This is a genomic window from Microbacterium esteraromaticum (genome assembly GCF_016907315.1).
GTDB lineage: Bacteria > Actinomycetota > Actinomycetes > Actinomycetales > Microbacteriaceae > Microbacterium > Microbacterium esteraromaticum.
Genome location: NZ_JAFBBS010000001.1, coordinates 813,022 through 830,621, shown reverse-complemented (window position 1 = coordinate 830,621; position 17,600 = coordinate 813,022). Strand labels below are relative to the sequence as shown.

General features: G+C 64.4%; 12 protein-coding genes, 1 tRNA gene and 2 rRNA genes. 10 read left to right on the top strand and 5 right to left on the bottom strand.

The annotated features are described in order from the left end of the window. Nucleotides 1-41: 41 nt before the first annotated feature. A complete protein-coding gene (locus JOE67_RS04050) occupies nucleotides 42-896 on the bottom strand; it encodes a LuxR C-terminal-related transcriptional regulator (protein WP_338041488.1) in 855 nt (284 codons plus the stop codon). A gap of 109 nt (nucleotides 897-1,005) precedes the next feature. On the opposite strand from JOE67_RS04050, the gene JOE67_RS04045 reads away from it, so the two are divergent. Together JOE67_RS04045 and JOE67_RS04040 are read left to right on the top strand one after the other, a co-directional pair. Further along, entirely contained in the window at nucleotides 1,006-1,353 is a 348-nt protein-coding gene (locus JOE67_RS04045; protein ID WP_204974262.1) for a DUF485 domain-containing protein, read from the top strand. Beyond that, on the top strand, nucleotides 1,350-2,957 hold the full coding sequence (locus JOE67_RS04040) for a solute symporter family protein (protein ID WP_204974261.1): 1,608 nt from the start codon (nucleotides 1,350-1,352) through the stop codon (nucleotides 2,955-2,957). The genes JOE67_RS04045 and JOE67_RS04040 overlap by 4 nt, the downstream gene beginning before the upstream one ends. An 85-nt stretch (nucleotides 2,958-3,042) precedes the next feature. Here JOE67_RS04040 and JOE67_RS04035 read toward each other — a convergent pair whose 3' ends face one another. Beyond that, nucleotides 3,043-3,573 carry a methylated-DNA--[protein]-cysteine S-methyltransferase gene (locus JOE67_RS04035; RefSeq protein ID WP_204974260.1) on the bottom strand — a complete coding sequence of 177 codons (531 nt, stop codon included), beginning with the start codon at nucleotides 3,571-3,573 and terminating at the stop codon, nucleotides 3,043-3,045. A gap of 178 nt (nucleotides 3,574-3,751) precedes the next feature. Between JOE67_RS04035 and JOE67_RS04030 the strand changes: the two genes are divergently transcribed. Beyond that, nucleotides 3,752-7,459, top strand: a complete 3,708-nt coding sequence (locus JOE67_RS04030) for an AAA family ATPase (protein WP_204974259.1) — start codon at nucleotides 3,752-3,754, stop codon at nucleotides 7,457-7,459. After that, nucleotides 7,452-7,628 carry a hypothetical protein gene (locus JOE67_RS04025; protein ID WP_204974258.1) on the top strand — a complete coding sequence of 59 codons (177 nt, stop codon included), beginning with the start codon at nucleotides 7,452-7,454 and terminating at the stop codon, nucleotides 7,626-7,628. The genes JOE67_RS04030 and JOE67_RS04025 overlap by 8 nt, the downstream gene beginning before the upstream one ends. 82 nt (nucleotides 7,629-7,710) lie before the next feature. On the opposite strand, the gene mscL is transcribed toward JOE67_RS04025, so the two are convergent. The 3 genes from mscL to JOE67_RS04010 are packed head-to-tail and all read right to left on the bottom strand — an operon-like array spanning nucleotide 7,711 to nucleotide 9,028. Then, nucleotides 7,711-8,121, bottom strand: coding sequence for a large conductance mechanosensitive channel protein MscL (gene mscL / locus JOE67_RS04020; RefSeq protein ID WP_204974257.1), 411 nt, complete (start codon nucleotides 8,119-8,121; stop codon nucleotides 7,711-7,713). Nucleotides 8,122-8,147: 26 nt separating this feature from the next. Continuing rightward, complete coding sequence (locus JOE67_RS04015; RefSeq protein ID WP_204974256.1) at nucleotides 8,148-8,420, bottom strand: FmdB family zinc ribbon protein; 273 nt, start codon at nucleotides 8,418-8,420, stop codon at nucleotides 8,148-8,150. Nucleotides 8,421-8,431: 11 nt separating this feature from the next. Further along, on the bottom strand, nucleotides 8,432-9,028 hold the full coding sequence (locus tag JOE67_RS04010) for a 5-formyltetrahydrofolate cyclo-ligase (RefSeq protein WP_204974255.1): 597 nt from the start codon (nucleotides 9,026-9,028) through the stop codon (nucleotides 8,432-8,434). 82 nt (nucleotides 9,029-9,110) lie between these two features. Here JOE67_RS04010 and galU point away from each other — a divergent pair, with 82 nt between their 5' ends. From galU to JOE67_RS03980, 6 genes are all read left to right on the top strand, one after another. Then, nucleotides 9,111-9,983 carry a UTP--glucose-1-phosphate uridylyltransferase GalU gene (gene galU / locus JOE67_RS04005; RefSeq protein ID WP_239528371.1) on the top strand — a complete coding sequence of 291 codons (873 nt, stop codon included), beginning with the start codon at nucleotides 9,111-9,113 and terminating at the stop codon, nucleotides 9,981-9,983. 36 nt (nucleotides 9,984-10,019) lie between these two features. Continuing rightward, nucleotides 10,020-10,631 carry a GNAT family N-acetyltransferase gene (locus JOE67_RS04000; RefSeq protein ID WP_204976663.1) on the top strand — a complete coding sequence of 204 codons (612 nt, stop codon included), beginning with the start codon at nucleotides 10,020-10,022 and terminating at the stop codon, nucleotides 10,629-10,631. 66 nt (nucleotides 10,632-10,697) lie between these two features. After that, on the top strand, nucleotides 10,698-11,564 hold the full coding sequence (locus JOE67_RS03995) for a hypothetical protein (RefSeq protein ID WP_204974253.1): 867 nt from the start codon (nucleotides 10,698-10,700) through the stop codon (nucleotides 11,562-11,564). Nucleotides 11,565-11,591: 27 nt separating this feature from the next. Then, nucleotides 11,592-11,664, top strand: a tRNA-Ala gene (locus JOE67_RS03990). 879 nt (nucleotides 11,665-12,543) lie between these two features. Continuing rightward, a 16S ribosomal RNA gene (locus tag JOE67_RS03985) occupies nucleotides 12,544-14,068 on the top strand. 352 nt (nucleotides 14,069-14,420) lie between these two features. Then, nucleotides 14,421-17,525: ribosomal RNA gene (locus tag JOE67_RS03980) — 23S ribosomal RNA — on the top strand. The 16S and 23S rRNA genes sit together here, the layout of an rRNA operon. Nucleotides 17,526-17,600 lie beyond the last annotated feature (75 nt).

Below are 17,600 nucleotides of genomic sequence, written 5' to 3'. Positions count from 1 at the left end.
CATTTCCGGAAATGAATGCGCCGTGAATGCGTCTTCGTCTGTCAGGGAAGAAGGCCGGCGCGTCGAGCCCGCGCGACAGCGGCGTGCCGCGTCGATGCATCGAGTTTCGACATCGCCGCGCCGAGATACGCCTTCACCGTGCCTTCTCGCAGACCGAGCTGAGATGCGATCTCCGCATTCGTCGCGCCGAGCGCGGCGCAGGCGAGCACGTCGGTCTCGCGGGGGGAGAGGCGGACCGTGCCAACCGACCCCGTCGTCGGTGCCGGCTCGGCTGACGATGCTCCGACAAGGCGCCGCTCCACGGCGGCGATCCGTTCGCGCACCGCCTCGTCCGTGACGGATGCCGCGATGCTGCGCAGCTCGGCGAAGCTCTCCCTGATGTCTTCGAGATGGGTGGCGTCGAGCGCCGGCTCGGGGCGCATCGCCCGGAGGCGACGCTCGACCTCGTCGCGGATGTGCAGCTCGTTGGCGATGTTCTGTGCGACGCTCATCGCAGGAGCGGTGGTCACGCCGCCGATCTCCGACTCCTCCCACGCGCCGGCGTAGAGCACGCCTCGCGGACGGCCCTCCACGACGATCGGCAGCGCGAGCAGCGTGCGCAGCCCCTCTCCCAGCACGAACACGTCGTAGTCGTGGGTGATCTGCTGCGACGTGCGGTAGTTGTTCGTCATCCGGGGGCGCAGCTCGATCATCGCGCGCCCGCCGAGCCCGCGTTCCGGGCGCACGTTGAGGCCGTCGAGGCTGTGCGTTCGGTTTCCGACGATGCTCGTGACCCGGACCACGCCGTCTTCGATGAGGCCTCCGAAGGCCACCGGGAACCGGGTGCGTCTGGCGAGCTCGCGCACGCCGTCGGCAACGAGATCCTCGGCGGTTCCGATGCGCTTCTCGGCTTCCACTGTTACCAACTTTCGGGGGTGACGACCGAACCCGCCGGTTTCGTAGCGTCGACGATACCATCGCGTGTCGCCCCGACACGCGATGAAGGACATGTGGCAAGGAGGCCCCATGACAGACCCGACGACGGGCGATTCCTCTCACGGAATCGACTACATCGCTGTCGACGAATCCGAGAGGTTCCAGGGACTGAGGCGACTCCAGCGGTCATTCATCTTCCCTATGGCCGCGTTCTTCCTCCTCTGGTATTTCGTCTACGTTCTACTGGCCGCTTTCGCGACCGATTTCATGAGCCAGCGCGTCTGGGGTGATATCACGGTCGGACTGCTCATGGGACTCGGGCAGTTCGTCACGACCTTCGTGATCACGATGGCGTACGTGTCATTCGCGAATCGCCGGCTGGACCCCATTGCGACCGAGATCCGTGACGAGCTCGAGAAGGCGGAGGCCCGGCTATGACGACCATTCCCGTGGCTGCGGAAGCGGTCAAGAACGATCCCGTGCTCAACATCGCGATCTTCGGCGCATTCGTGGCGGTGACCCTGTTCATCGTGATCCGGGCCAGTCGCAACAACAAGACGGCGGCCGACTACTACGCGGCCGGTCGATCCTTCAGCGGCACCCAGAACGGCTTCGCGATCGCCGGCGACTATCTCTCGGCCGCCTCGTTCCTCGGAATCTGCGGCGCCATCGCGATCAACGGCTACGACGGATTCCTCTACTCGATCGGCTTCCTCGTGGCCTGGCTGGTGGCGCTGCTGCTCGTCGCCGAGATGATGCGCAACACCGGCAAGTTCACGATGGCCGACGTGCTCTCCTTCCGGCTGAAGCAGCGCCCGGTGCGCATGGCGGCGGCGCTCACCACCCTTGCGGTGTGCTTCTTCTATCTGCTGGCGCAGATGTCGGGTGCAGGCGGGCTCGTGTCGCTGCTTCTCGGCATCGACGACAAGCTCGGTCAGTCGCTCGTCATCGCGATCGTCGGCGTGCTGATGATCGTCTATGTGCTGATCGGCGGAATGAAGGGCACCACCTGGGTTCAGATCGTCAAGGCGGTGCTGCTCATCGCGGGCGCCGTGGCGATGACCGTGTGGGTGCTCGCGCTGCACGGATTCAACCTGAACACCCTGCTCGAGACCGCCGTCGACAACTCGCCCAACGGCGACAAGATCCTCGGCCCGGGTCTGCAGTACGGGGCGAACCCGCTCGACTTCCTCTCGCTGGGCATGGCTCTCGTGCTCGGCACCGCAGGGCTTCCGCACGTGCTGATGCGGTTCTACACGGTGCCGACCGCGAAGGAGGCACGCAAGTCGGTGGTCTGGGCGATCTGGCTGATCGGCGGTTTCTACCTGCTCACCCTCGTGCTCGGCTACGGAGCGGGGGCGCTGGTCGGCCCGGAGACGATCGCGGCGGCGCCGGGTGGAGTCAACTCGGCGGCTCCGCTGCTCGCGCAGGCGCTCGGCGGCTCGCTGCTGATGGGCTTCATCTCTGCGGTGGCGTTCGCCACGATCCTTGCGGTCGTCGCGGGGCTCACGATCACGGCCGCCGCATCGTTCGCGCACGACATCTACGCGAACGTGATCAAGCGCGGCCAGAACGCCGACCCCGCGGGCGAGGTCAAGGTCGCACGCCGCACGGTGATCGTGATCGGCATCCTCGCCATCATCGGCGGAATCGGCGCGCAGGGCCAGAACATCGCCTTCCTCGTCGCCCTCGCGTTCGCGATCGCGGCCTCGGCCAACCTGCCGACGATCCTCTACTCGCTGTTCTGGAAGCGCTTCAACACGCGCGGTGCAGTGTGGAGCATGTACGGCGGTCTGATCGCGGCCATCGGCCTGATCGTGATCTCGCCGGTCTTCTCGGGCAACGAGAAGGCGATGATCCCCGGCATCGACATCGCGATCTTCCCGCTGAACAACCCGGGCATCATCTCGATCCCCCTCGGGTTCCTGCTCGGGTGGATCGGCACCGTCACGGCGAGGACGGCGGAGTCGCGTGCCCTCGCCGCCGAGATGGAAGTCCGTTCGCTCACCGGCTATGGTGCCGAGAAAGCGGTGGAGCACTAGAACTCTCCCCAGAGATACCCGAGTGCCGTGTCCCCAGCGCGGCAGGAGCGGAGCCCGGCGGCCTACACGCCGGGCTCCACTTCTTTCATGAGCGCGATGCCGAGGCGTCGCGCTCGAGATCGAGCAGGTAGCGCTTGCGTTCGGGGTACGCACCGTAATGGCCGGGCGTGCCGTCGGAGCGGATGACCCGGTGCACCGGAACCACGACCGAGAGAGGGGTGAGCCGGCACGCCGTGCCCACCGCTCGTGCCGCTCCCGGGCTACCGGCGATGACCGCGACCTCGCCGTAGCTCATCGTCTCACCCCAGGGGATCTCGCAGACGGCCTGCAGCGCCGACCGGGCGAACCCGTCGACGAGCCTCCAGTCGAAGGCGAAGCGCTCATCGAAGCGCACCGGCTCGCCGTCGAAGTACGCGTCGAGGGCCTCGGTCAGCTCGTCCGCGGCACCAGGCTCCGGCTCGGGTACCGCGCCGAGGCGTCGAGTGACGCTCTCGAGCAGCCACGGCACGCTCGGATCCGCCGACTCCGAGAGGTCGAAGCTCACGATGCCTGCATCCGAGAACACCGCGAGCGCGTCGCCGAACGGCGTTGGAGCGAAGTCGAAGCGAAAGGTCATGCCCCCATCCTGCTCCGGGACAGCGACAGAGGCCCGCCGCTGTCCCGGAGCCCGTGGAGAACTCCATCCGTTCTCCGATCTGTGCAGAAGACGACCGGCACGGCCGACGGTGGGCGGAATCGCGGCGAAATCGGCCTGGAATACCGCCGGTCGCGCGTGTCGCGCCTAGGCTTGCGGTGTGTGGCGACGAGAGGCGAAGGATGCTGAGAACGCGGACCAGCGGGCCGCAGTGACTCTCGGCGACCTGAGCGACTCGTCGACCGGGGTCGACATCGCCCATGTGGCGGAGGAGCGGCGCACCAGCCTTCGCGCTCAGGCTGCCGATCTCGGCGGAGCCTCGCCGCTGACCACGTTCATCGACGCCCCGGAGTCGGTCATCGACATCTCCAAGGCGCATCCGGGCAGCCTTCCGCAGTTCATCACCGGCCGCTCCACCTTGCTGTCGAACCTGTTCAGGGACGAGGTCGGGCTCCGCACCGCGCGAATGGCCGCCGAGCGGATCACCGCGCGCAACACCGAGCTGCGCACGGTGAGAGGGATCGATGCCGTCCGGCTCGCGGTCGGCATCGCGCGCTGGCGTCTCGGTGGCGCGCCGTTCGCCGCTCCCGTGCTGCTTCGTCCGCTCGCGATCCGCCGCCACCACGCCGACTTCGAGCTGAAGCTGCACGGTCGCTTCGAGGTCAACCCCGAACTCGTGCGCGTCGCGCGCGAGCACTTCGGACTCGAGCTCGACCCGGCAGGTCTCGCCTCCCTCGCGTACGACGGCGGCATCTTCAAGCCGCAGCCGGTGATCGACCAGCTGCGCGCATTGACCCACTCCATCGACACCTTCGCCGTGCATCCGCGCCTCGTCGTATCGACCTTCGCCGATGTCGCAGACGCGATGGTGCGCGACATGGTCGACCTCGACCACCCGGTGCTCAATGCCCTCGCGGGGCACATCGGCGATCGCGAGCAAGTGACCGCACCGCGTGAGCTGCCGGCCTGGTCGAGCCCCGACGAGCGGGCCCCCGCGTCCGAGAGCCTTCTGCTCGACGCGGACTCCGAGCAGGAGGAGGTGCTCGCCCGCATCGCCGCCGGTCATTCGCTGGTCGTGTCGACGCTGCCCGGCACCGGGGGAACGCAGACGGTCATCAACGCGCTCGGCGGGTTCGTGCGCTCGGGTCGACGCGTGCTCGTCGTCTCGGCCCGCCGGTCGACCCTCGACGGTGTGCGCCACCGGCTGGCCGGCGTCGGCCTCGACGCGCTCGCCGTGTCTCCCACCCGCGCTCGCCGCGACCTGATCACCGCCATCGCACGCAGTGAGAAGGCGACCCAGCCGAAGGCGGCTGAGCTGGACGAGGCGCTGGTGCGTCTGCGCACGGTTCTCCGCGACTACCGTGGGGCTCTGTCGGAGCCGGTGGCCCGCACGGGGGCATCCGTGCTCGACGCGACCAGAGAGCTCACGCGACTCGCGTCGCTGCCGGTGCCGCCATCGACAGGGGCACGTCTGTCGATGGAGACCCTCGAGAAGCTCTCGGGCGATCGGCGTGACGCCGCGCAGGCGCTCACGCGTGCCGCGAAGCTCGGCGAGTTCCGCTTCGGACCCGACGACTCGCCCTGGTACGGCGTCAGCTTCGACAGCGCCGAGGCCGCGCAGAAGGCGCACGAGCTCGCTGGTCGCCTGCACGGCTCGGCCGTGCCGTCGCTGCTGGAACGCGGCTACGAGCTCATCGCGCAGACCAGCATGCGCCCGTTCGGCACCATAGACGAGCTCGGCGAGTACGTACGGCTGCTGCAGGGCATCCGGGACTCCCTCGACCGCTTCAGCCCGACGGTCTTCGAACGGCCGCTGGGCGAGCTGATCCAGGCGCACGGCTCGCGCCGCGATGCCCCCGGCATGTCCTCAGCGAACCGGCGCCGGCTCAAGAAGCTGGCGCGGGAGTACGTGCGACCAGGCGCCCACGTCTCGGAGATGCACGAGTCGCTGCTGCGCATCCAGCAGCAGCGCACGCAGTGGCAGCGCTACGTCGAGGCCGGCGTGGCGCCGCAGGTGCCGCTCGGTCTCTCCGACGTGCACGTGGCCTGGCAACGCGTGTCTGCCGAGCTGGCAGACCTCGACCACGCCCTCGGCCGTCGCGAGCCGCTCAGCTCGCTGCCCGTCGCCCGACTGGTGCGCACGCTTTCCGGCCTCGCCGCGCGCTCTGCGGTGTTCGACAATCTTGTCGAGCGCACGCAGATCCGAGATGCGCTGACGGGTCTCGGGCTGCGTCCGCTGCTGTCGGATCTGTCGGTGCGTCACGTCCCTGAAGAGCGGGTCTCGGCCGAGCTCGAGTTCGCCTGGTGGCAGTCGCTTCTCGAGCGCGCACTGCAGGACGACCGGTCGCTGCTCGGTGCGAACACCGCGGTCGTCGACCGCCTCGAGCGCGACTTCCGGCTCGTCGACGAGGCGCACACCGCGATGGCGGGTCCGCTGCTCGCGTGGAACCTGGCCAGCCAGTGGCGCATCGCGATCGTCGATGAGCCAGACCAGGCCAGGCATCTGCGCAAGGCCCTCAAGAGCGGTGACGCGACGACCGCCGAGATCGTCTCGGCAGCACCCGATCTCACCCGCGTGCTCGCGCCGGTCTGGATCGCCTCGCCGTACGAGGTGCCGCTGATCCCCGACTCGGTCGAGTTCGATGCGGTGCTTCTCGTGGATGCCGCTGCCGTCAACCTCGCCGAGACCGCGCCTGCGATCAGGCGGGCCCGCCAGGTCGTCGCCTTCGGCGACCCCGTCACTCAGCGTCCGACGCCGTTCACGGTCGCGACGATCGTCGATCCCGACTGGGAGCCGGAGGTCGAATTCGACGACGTCTCGGTCTTCGAGCGTCTCGCCGAGCTCTTCCCCGTCATGACTCTGACCCGCAGTTACCGCGCGGGAGGCGAAGACCTCGCCGAGCTCATCAACGACGCGTTCTACGGTGGCGAGATCGTGTCGCTGCCGTGGGCCGGCTCGTATCTCGGCCGCGGCAGCCTCACCGTCGACTACGTCGAAGGGGGAGTGGGCACACCCGACCCCGAGACCGGAGCCGTCGAGAGCCCGGATGCCGAGGTCGCCCGAGTCGTGACCCTGGCGGTCGAGCACGCCGTCCATCGCCCCACCGAATCGCTGATGGTCATCACCGCGAGCCGCAGGCACGCGGAGCGCGTGCGGTCGGCCGTGGCATCCGCCTTCGCCGGACGCTCGGACGTCGCCGACTTCGTCGGCCGCGACACCGCCGAGCCGTTCGCCGTTCTCACGCTCGAGGAGTCGGTCGCGGAGAGCCGCGACCGCGTCATCTTCTCGCTGGGCTTCGGCCTCACCAAGCACGGCCGTGTGCTCAGCGACTTCGGCGACCTGTCGCAGCACGACGGCGAGCGTCTGCTGACCGTGGGCATGACGAGAGCCCGCCGCTCGATGGTGATCGTCTCGTGCATCCGTCCCTCCGCGTTCGACGAGGGCCGGCTCGAGCACGGAGCGTCGACCCTGATGTCGATCCTCGGCGGACTCGCGGCGAGGGGGCGCGACGCGCGTCTCGAGGATCTCGCCGATCCGCTCACGCTCGCCCTCGCTCGGGAGCTGCGACGACTGGGTGCCTCTGTCGACGTCGACTACCGCGGCCTGCTTCCGCTCGTCGCGCAGCACGGCGGACGTGCGGTGGTCATCGAGTCCGACCCCGAGACCCGCGGTGAGTCGCTGCGGGAGAGCGTGCGGCTGCGTCCTCAGGTGCTGCGCCGGCTCGGGTGGCACTACGTGCGTGTGCACGCCTTCGATCTGTACAGCGACCCGGCTACGGTTGCCCGTCGTATCGCCACGGTGCTCGGCATCGAGGAGGGCGCGGTGCGCGCAGAGCACGACACGCAGCCGCTCGACCTCGATGACTGACGAGCGGCAGCGCATCGTGCACGTCGCGGGATCGCGGCGCGCGAGACTCACGCCGGTCGAGGGCACGACCTCCGAACCGCATTCCCGCGACGAGCGTTCCACGCCGCCGGCGGAGGAGCGAGGACCGAACGATGATCGGATGCTGCGCGAGGTGCCGCCGCACTACTGAACCGCGTGCTGAGACGCTGCCCGAGCATATGAGAACGCCCCGCCCCCGACGGGGCAGGGCGTTCTCATATGCCGTGCGTCGATCAGCGCAGGTCGGCGTCGCGACGCATGAGGTCGCGGATCTCGATGAGCAGCTCCTGCTCGGTCGGCAGGGTCTCCTCCTCGACGGCTGGGTTCTTCGCAGCCTGGCGCTCCTTGTACTTGTTCATCGGGACGACGAAGACGAAGTAGACGACGAGTGCGACGGCGAAGAAGGTGATGACCGCAGAGATCAGCTCGCCGACGGGGAACGTCACCGGGTCGCCGTAGATGTTGTCGACGGTGAAGCCGAACTTGCCCGCCTCATCCGCCTTGAAGAACATGGCGACGAGCGGCGTGATGATCGCGCTCACGACCGCGTTGACGATCGCCGTGAACGCGCTGCCGATGACCACCGCGACGGCGAGGTCGATGACGTTGCCCTTGGTGATGAATTCCTTGAATCCCTGGATCATGGACTCCCCCTGGAGTTGCTGCGGCCTCAGTTCGAGGCCGGGGCCTTCGCGGGCGCCGGGTTGGCGCTCGTCGAAGATTCCGCCTTAGATGATGCCGAAGACGTCGAGGCTGCACCAGTATTTCCGCGCGAGTCGGTGCGATAGAAGCCCGAGCCGTTGAAGGTGACTCCGACCGATCCGTACTGCTTGCGCAGTGCTCCGCCGCACTCCGGGCAGAGGGTCAGCGAGTCCTCGGTGAAGGACTGCACGGCGTCGAACCGGTGGTCGCAGGCCGTGCACGCGTAGGCGTAGGTGGGCATGGATGCTCCTGTCAGTTCCGCGCGGGCGACAGGGTGATGGTCTGCGTCGGGGTGACGATGCCATCGACCGGCTGGTCGTGCACTTCGCGCGGCAGCGAATCGAGTACTTCGGAATCATAGATCACGGCGTAGACGGGCGGGCAGCCTTCCATCGAGCCGATCGTCTTGTCGAAGTAGCCGCGCCCCCAGCCCAGCCTCGTGCCCGATCGGTCGACCGCCGCGGCGGGGATGATCATGAGGTCGACATCGTTCACGGCGATCGGGCCGAGCACCTCGCCCGTCGGCTCGGGGAGGCCGAAGAGCCCTTCGGCCACCGTTCCGGAGTCGTCCGCGACGGCCCAGTCGAGCAGTCCGTCTGCGCGCGTGATCGGAAGCAGCACCCGGATGCCCCTTCGCACGGCGCCCTGTACGAAGGGCATGGTGCCTGGCTCGGTGGTGGTCGAGAGGAAGCACGACACCGACCGCGCACCGTGAGCGTCGACGAGGGCGTCGAGCTGGGCGGTGATGCCCGCGGCCGCCTCATGCCGCTGCGTCTCCGAGAGGATCTGACGGCGTTCGCGCAGTTCGGCGCGCAGGGCGCGCTTCTGCTGTTCTGCTTCGCTCCGCATGTCCCCGATCATACGGCGGCGGGTCTGGCAACCCGCCGGGTCGGCGGCCGGGCCCACGACTAAGCTGAAGCGCATGAGCACCATGAAGGCCGTCATTCCCGCCGCAGGTCTGGGTACGCGGTTCCTGCCGGCGACGAAGGCGATGCCGAAGGAGATGCTCCCCGTCGTCGACAAGCCCGCCATCCAGTACGTCGTGGAAGAGGCGGTGGCGGCCGGCATCGACGACATCCTCGTCATCATCGGACGCAACAAGAACGCGATCTCCGATCACTTCGACTCGGTGCCCGAGCTCGAGGTGCGGCTCCAGCAGAAGGGCGACCACGGACGCCTCGAGCGTGTGGTGAAGTCCAGCGATCTCGCCGACATCCACTTCGTCCGGCAGGGCGAGCCCAAGGGCCTGGGTCATGCGGTGCTGCGCGCGAAGACGCATGTCGGCGACAGCTCGTTCGCCGTGCTTCTCGGCGACGACCTCATCGACGAGCGAGACTCGCTGCTCACCGAGATGATCGCCACGCACGAGCGCACCGGGGCCGCGGTCATCGCCCTCATGGAGGTCGACCCCGAGCAGATCCATATGTACGGCGCGGCCGATGCGAAGGCGACGGACACGGACGGCGTGGTGCGGGTGGACGCCCTGGTCGAGAAGCCCGCGGCAGAGGACGCCCCGTCGAACCTCGCAGTGATCGGACGCTACGTGCTGCCGCCGGCGGTCTTCGAGATCCTCGAGCGCACTCCGCCGGGCAAGGGCGGAGAGATCCAGCTGACCGACGCCCTCCAGGAGCTCGCGGCCGACCCTGACGGACCTGGCGTCGTCGGAGTGGTCTTCGGTGGCCGTCGCTATGACACGGGCGACCGCGCCGACTACATCAAGGCGATCGTGCAGCTCGCAACCGACCGCGACGATCTCGGCGCTGAGCTGAGGCCCTGGCTCAAGCAGTTCGCGGCTGGTCTCTGACCGGAGGATGCGATGCCCAACGACGTCCAGCCGGTGATGCGCTACGGCCCGGTCGGCCTGCGGTTGGTGAAGCCGCGAGACGCTCGGGTGCTGCAGCGTGAGCTGATGACGAACCGCTCATGGCTGCAGCCGTGGGAGGCGACGATCCCGGGCGCCGCCACCGGCTTCGACATGCGCGCCAGCATCCGCCGGCTGCTTCAGCAGCATCGCGACGGAGCAGGGTATCCATTCGTGATGGAGTACGACGGGGAGATCGCGGGGCAGCTGAACATCTGGGGGATCGCCCGCGGATCCCTGTCGTCGGCGACCATCGGATACTGGGTGAGCGAGCGCTTCGCGGGCCGAGGCATCACACCGACTGCCGTCGCCATGGCGACGGACGCGGCGTTCGAGCAGTTCGGTCTGCACCGGATGGAGATCTGCATCCGGCCCGAGAACCGTGCGAGCCTGCGCGTCGTGCAGAAGCTCGGGTTCCGCTACGAGGGGCTTCGGCGGCGCTATATCCACATCGACGGCGACTGGCGCGACCACTACGCGTTCGCGCTCACGCAGGATGAGGTGCCCCGCGGTGTGCTCTCGCGCTGGGTGAGTGGAGCGGCGCCGCAGGAGGCGGCGGCGATCCCTCCGCACGACGCGCTGCAGAGCTGACGGTCTGCGGCGACACACGCGCGGGAATGATCATTCCCGATGCCGCAGTCGCCTACCGTTGACTGCATGGATGGGCCGGTGCTGAGTGGGGGCGTGATCGTCCTCGTCGCCGTGCTGCTCTGGGTGCTGTACTTCGTGCCCAGCTGGCGCGGGCGACACCAGTTCTATGCCGCCGAGCGCAACGCGGTCCGGCTCAACCAGGCCCTTCGCGTCCTGGCTGAGACCAGTGAGACGCCTGACGAGGTGCGACTCGAGCTGACGGCGCGCACGGCCGCGGCTCAGCAAAGGCTCGCAAAGCGCGTGCAGGCGCAGAAGGAGAGCGCTCAGCTCGAACTCCTCCGCGAGGAGCTCGCCGCTACCCGTCGTGATCCCGTCCTCCGTCAGGCACGGGCACGACGTCGCGTGCGGCTGGCGGCTTCAGGTGCCGTCGTGGTGGCACTCGGGATGCTGGCATCCGGGGTGTGGCAGATCATCGCCACTGGCGCATGGATGCTGGCCGCATGCGGTCTGGTGCTCGCGGTGCTCGGGCTCACCGTGCTCGCGCGCATGGCACAGGTCGCCCGTCGCAGCGCGCGGCGCGCCAGCCGTCCCGTCGCGGAGCCCGTGGCCGAGCGCGTCTCGCCCCCACTGCACGATCAGGGCCCGGCCGTCTGGACGCCGCGCCCGCTGCCGCAGCAGCTCGTGACGGTTGCCGGCTCGCGCGCGCAGACCGCTCAGGCGGAGATCGATGCTCGCGCCGAGCGCCAGCGAGCGGCACGCCGTGCCGAGCTGCGTCGTCGGGCGGAGGAGCTCGCGCCCGCCGCCCCGGCGGCGCTTCCCGTCGCGCCGGCCGCGGCCGCGGGGGAGTCGCCCTACGCCCGGATGGGCGTGGTCGACGACGCCGAGATCGAGGCGCACGTACGCCAGCTGCTTGCGCGGCGAGCAGCCGGTTGAACGCGTGATAACCTGAACTCTGTTCACGGGCCTATGGCGCAGTTGGTAGCGCGCCTCGTTCGCATCGAGGAGGTCAGGGGTTCGAATCCCCTTAGGTCCACACTGTGACAGAGAACCCCCGCACTGAGGTGCGGGGGTTCTCTGCATCCGGGCACAACGCGACCAAGACTCCGAGCACCGTGCGACCGCGGCATCCGGGCACGGTGCGACCGCGACTTCGAGCACCGTCCGGCCGCACTGGCGCAGGTCCTCATCACGCGCCCCGAGCAGGCGCGCGCTGATCAGGCCGGCCACGCTTCCACCGGGCCCGCCACGGGCAGCAAGTAGGGCCAGCGACCACGAGCTCGGGCCGTCCACCGGACGGTCGGAGCGGGTACTGCCTGGTCGGAAGCGATTTCCTGCGTCAGCACGGTAGTGCGACACGCCCGGGGTGTGGTGGTGATTTGCGGGGGTGGTGGGTGGCGCGTAAATTATTACTTGTTCGCCCCAAGCGGTTGAGCGGAAGGCCTGAAGGGCCTGGCTCCCCTCCAAGTAGCGAACCACCCACCTTCACTCTGGATCACTTGTTGGTTTGGAGGGGCTGTTAGGCCCGGGGAGTGTGGTTCCCGGTTCGGGTTCGTCGATTTGACAAGCTCGCTGGTTGGGATAGGCTGGAGCGGTTGCCTCGTTGAGGTGGCGGATGTCTTCACCTGGTCCTTACGGCGTGTCGGATTTGACTGCCTGGTCGGGAAGATATAAGATTGTGAAGTTGCCCTGCGCTTCTCTGCCCTGAGGGGTGGGTGTGCGGGTGCGTCCGATCCTTGAGAACTCAACAGCGTGCACTTGTCAAATGCCAAATTATCCTCGTCCAATCCCTGTGGGGGTTGGTTGAGAATTCCTTTGGATCAATTTATATGAATGTCAGCAATGATGTTCGTCTCTTTTGGTCAGTTTCAAACTCGCTGCATGACCGTTTTCCCGGTTGTGTATGCATTTCTTTTTTACGGAGAGTTTGATCCTGGCTCAGGATGAACGCTGGCGGCGTGCTTAACACATGCAAGTCGAACGATGAAGCCCAGCTTGCTGGGTGGATTAGTGGCGAACGGGTGAGTAACACGTGAGCAACCTGCCCCTGACTCTGGGATAAGCGCTGGAAACGGCGTCTAATACTGGATATGTCCCGTCACCGCATGGTGTGCGGGTGGAAAGATTTTTCGGTTGGGGATGGGCTCGCGGCCTATCAGCTTGTTGGTGAGGTAATGGCTCACCAAGGCGTCGACGGGTAGCCGGCCTGAGAGGGTGACCGGCCACACTGGGACTGAGACACGGCCCAGACTCCTACGGGAGGCAGCAGTGGGGAATATTGCACAATGGGCGGAAGCCTGATGCAGCAACGCCGCGTGAGGGATGACGGCCTTCGGGTTGTAAACCTCTTTTAGCAGGGAAGAAGCGAAAGTGACGGTACCTGCAGAAAAAGCACCGGCTAACTACGTGCCAGCAGCCGCGGTAATACGTAGGGTGCAAGCGTTATCCGGAATTATTGGGCGTAAAGAGCTCGTAGGCGGTCTGTCGCGTCTGCTGTGAAATTCCGAGGCTCAACCTCGGGCTTGCAGTGGGTACGGGCAGACTAGAGTGCGGTAGGGGAGATTGGAATTCCTGGTGTAGCGGTGGAATGCGCAGATATCAGGAGGAACACCGATGGCGAAGGCAGATCTCTGGGCCGTAACTGACGCTGAGGAGCGAAAGGGTGGGGAGCAAACAGGCTTAGATACCCTGGTAGTCCACCCCGTAAACGTTGGGAACTAGTTGTGGGGTCCTTTCCACGGATTCCGTGACGCAGCTAACGCATTAAGTTCCCCGCCTGGGGAGTACGGCCGCAAGGCTAAAACTCAAAGGAATTGACGGGGACCCGCACAAGCGGCGGAGCATGCGGATTAATTCGATGCAACGCGAAGAACCTTACCAAGGCTTGACATACACGAGAACGGGCCAGAAATGGTCAACTCTTTGGACACTCGTGAACAGGTGGTGCATGGTTGTCGTCAGCTCGTGTCGTGAGATGTTGGGTTAAGTCCCGCAACGAGCGCAACCCTCGTTCTATGTTGCCAGCACGTAATGGTGGGAACTCATGGGATACTGCCGGGGTCAACTCGGAGGAAGGTGGGGATGACGTCAAATCATCATGCCCCTTATGTCTTGGGCTTCACGCATGCTACAATGGCCGGTACAATGGGCTGCAATACCGTAAGGTGGAGCGAATCCCAAAAAGCCGGTCCCAGTTCGGATTGAGGTCTGCAACTCGACCTCATGAAGTCGGAGTCGCTAGTAATCGCAGATCAGCAACGCTGCGGTGAATACGTTCCCGGGTCTTGTACACACCGCCCGTCAAGTCATGAAAGTCGGTAACACCTGAAGCCGGTGGCCTAACCCCTTGTGGGAGGGAGCTGTCGAAGGTGGGATCGGTAATTAGGACTAAGTCGTAACAAGGTAGCCGTACCGGAAGGTGCGGCTGGATCACCTCCTTTCTAAGGAGCACTGCAGGCCTTCGGGTCTGACAGAGCCGGATTCACACCGAATGTGTGTGACCGGAGCTCATGGGTGGAACATTTGACATGGCATTCGACCTGAGGGTTTGAGTTAGTACGCTGCTTCGGCAGGGGGAACGCTTGGCCTGGAGGGTGGGGTGCCTGCACGCTGTTGGGTCCTGAGGGACCGGGCCGGCCTTCGGGTCGTTCTGAACCTCTCGGCCCTTACTTCTGTTGCCGTATGGCAGTGGGGGTGGGGGACCGCCCGTACTTTGAGAACTACACAGTGGACGCGAGCATCTTAAAGAAAACCGAATCAGATCTTTTCCTGGATCTGGTTCATCTCATGTGATTTCAAGTCTTTAAGAGCAAACGGTGGATGCCTTGGCATCTGGAGCCGAAGAAGGACGTAGCAATCTGCGATAAGCCTCGGGGAATTGATAAGCGAGTGTTGATCCGAGGATGTCCGAATGGGGAAACCCCGCCAGGCGTTTTGCGACCTGGTGACTCCCGCCTGAATATATAGGGCGGGTAGAGGGAACGTGGGGAAGTGAAACATCTCAGTACCCACAGGAAGAGAAAACAACAGTGATTCCGTGAGTAGTGGCGAGCGAAAGCGGATGAGGCTAAACCGGGTGTGTGTGATAGCCGGCAGGCGTTGCATGCCCGGGGTTGCGGGACTCTTTTGAACATTCTGCCGAGTGTTCGACGTGATGTGACGATATAGACGAACCGTCTTGAAAGGCGGGCCATAGTGGGTGCCAGCCCCGTAGTCGAAATGTTGTGCGCAGCGTGAAGAGTATCCCAAGTAGCACGGGGCCCGAGAAATCCCGTGTGAATCTGTCAGGACCACCTGATAAGCCTAAATACTCCCAGATGACCGATAGCGGACAAGTACCGTGAGGGAAAGGTGAAAAGTACCCCGGGAGGGGAGTGAAATAGTACCTGAAACCGTTTGCTTACAAACCGTTGGAGCCTCCTTAGTAGGGGTGACAGCGTGCCTTTTGAAGAATGAGCCTGCGAGTTAGTGATATGTGGCGAGGTTAACCCGTGTGGGGTAGCCGTAGCGAAAGCGAGTCTGAATAGGGCGTTTCAGTCGCATGTTCTAGACCCGAAGCGAAGTGATCTATCCATGGCCAGGCTGAAGCGACGGTAAGACGTCGTGGAGGGCCGAACCCACTTAGGTTGAAAACTGAGGGGATGAGCTGTGGATAGGGGTGAAAGGCCAATCAAACTTCGTGATAGCTGGTTCTCTCCGAAATGCATTTAGGTGCAGCGTTGCGTGTTTCTTGCCGGAGGTAGAGCTACTGGATGGCCGATGGGCCTCACCAGGTTACTGACGTCAGCCAAACTCCGAATGCCGGTAAGTGAGAGCGCAGCAGTGAGACTGTGGGGGATAAGCTTCATAGTCGAGAGGGAAACAACCCAGACCACCATCTAAGGTCCCAAAGCGCGTGCTAAGTGGAAAAGGATGTGGAGTTGCTTAGACAACCAGGAGGTTGGCTTAGAAGCAGCCACCCTTGAAAGAGTGCGTAATAGCTCACTGGTCAAGTGATTCCGCGCCGACAATGTAACGGGGCTCAAGCACGCCACCGAAGCTGTGGCATTGACATTTGTGGTAGGCCTTCGTGGTCCAGCCGTGTTGATGGGTAGGAGAGCGTCGTGTGGCGAGTGAAGCGGCGGTGTAAACCAGCCGTGGACGCCACACGAGTGAGAATGCAGGCATGAGTAGCGAAAGACGTGTGAGAAACACGTCCTCCGGAAGACCAAGGGTTCCAGGGTCAAGCTAATCTTCCCTGGGTAAGTCGGGACCTAAGGCGAGGCCGACAGGCGTAGTCGATGGACAACGGGTTGATATTCCCGTACCGGCGAAGAACCGCCCCAGTCAATCCAGTAATGCTAAGTGTCCAAAGCCGGACATCGAACCCTTCGGGGTTCACCGTCCGGTGGAGCACACGACCCTATGCTGGTGCGGCTAGCGTATTAACAGGTGTGACGCAGGAAGGTAGCCCAAGCCAGGCGATGGTTGTCCTGGTGCAAGTGCGTAGGCCGAGTCATAGGCAAATCCGTGACTCATACAGGCTGAGACACGATGCGGATAAAAAGTGGGTGATCCTATGCTGCCAAGAAAAGCATCGACGCGAGGTTCAAGCCGCCCGTACCCCAAACCGACTCAGGTGGTCAGGTAGAGAATACCAAGGAGATCGAGAGAATCGTGGTTAAGGAACTCGGCAAAATGCCCCCGTAACTTCGGGAGAAGGGGGGCCACCCGCTTATACGGACTTGCTCCGGAAAGGGTGTGGTGGCCGCAGAGACTAGTGGGTAGCGACTGTTTACTAAAAACACAGGTCCGTGCGAAGACGCAAGTCGATGTATACGGACTGACGCCTGCCCGGTGCTGGAAGGTTAAGAGGACCGGTTAGCCGCAAGGCGAAGCTGAGAATTTAAGCCCCAGTAAACGGCGGTGGTAACTATAACCATCCTAAGGTAGCGAAATTCCTTGTCGGGTAAGTTCCGACCTGCACGAATGGCGTAACGACTTCCCAACTGTCTCAACCGCGAACTCGGCGAAATTGCACTACGAGTAAAGATGCTCGTTACGCGCAGCAGGACGGAAAGACCCCGTGACCTTTACTACAGCTTGGTATTGGTGTTCGGTGTGGCTTGTGTAGGATAGGTGGGAGACTATGAAACCGTGACGCCAGTTACGGTGGAGTCATTGTTGAAATACCACTCTGGTCATATTGGATATCTAACTTCGAACCGTAATCCGGTTCAGGGACAGTGCCTGGTGGGTAGTTTAACTGGGGCGGTTGCCTCCCAAAAAGTAACGGAGGCGCCCAAAGGTTCCCTCAACCTGGTTGGCAATCAGGTGGCGAGTGTAAGTGCACAAGGGAGCTTGACTGTGAGACTGACAGGTCGAGCAGGGACGAAAGTCGGGACTAGTGATCCGGCAGTGGCTTGTGGAAGCGCTGTCGCTCAACGGATAAAAGGTACCTCGGGGATAACAGGCTGATCTTGCCCAAGAGTCCATATCGACGGCATGGTTTGGCACCTCGATGTCGGCTCGTCGCATCCTGGGGCTGGAGTAGGTCCCAAGGGTTGGGCTGTTCGCCCATTAAAGCGGTACGCGAGCTGGGTTTAGAACGTCGTGAGACAGTTCGGTCCCTATCCGCTGCGCGCGTAGGAAGTTTGAGAGGATCTGACCCTAGTACGAGAGGACCGGGTTGGACGAACCTCTGGTGTGCCAGTTGTTCCGCCAGGAGCACCGCTGGTTAGCTACGTTCGGGATGGATAACCGCTGAAAGCATCTAAGCGGGAAGCCGGCCTCAAGATGAGACTTCCATGCCCCTCGGGGCGAGAGGCTCCCAGCCAGACTACTGGGTTGATAGGCCAGATGTGGAAGCGTGGCAACACGTGCAGCTGACTGGTACTAATAAGCCGATGACTTGATAACACTCCTTTCTGCGAGATGAACGCGTCCACTTTGTGGTTCTCGACGTACGGTCGGAACCAAACAACCACACTCAAC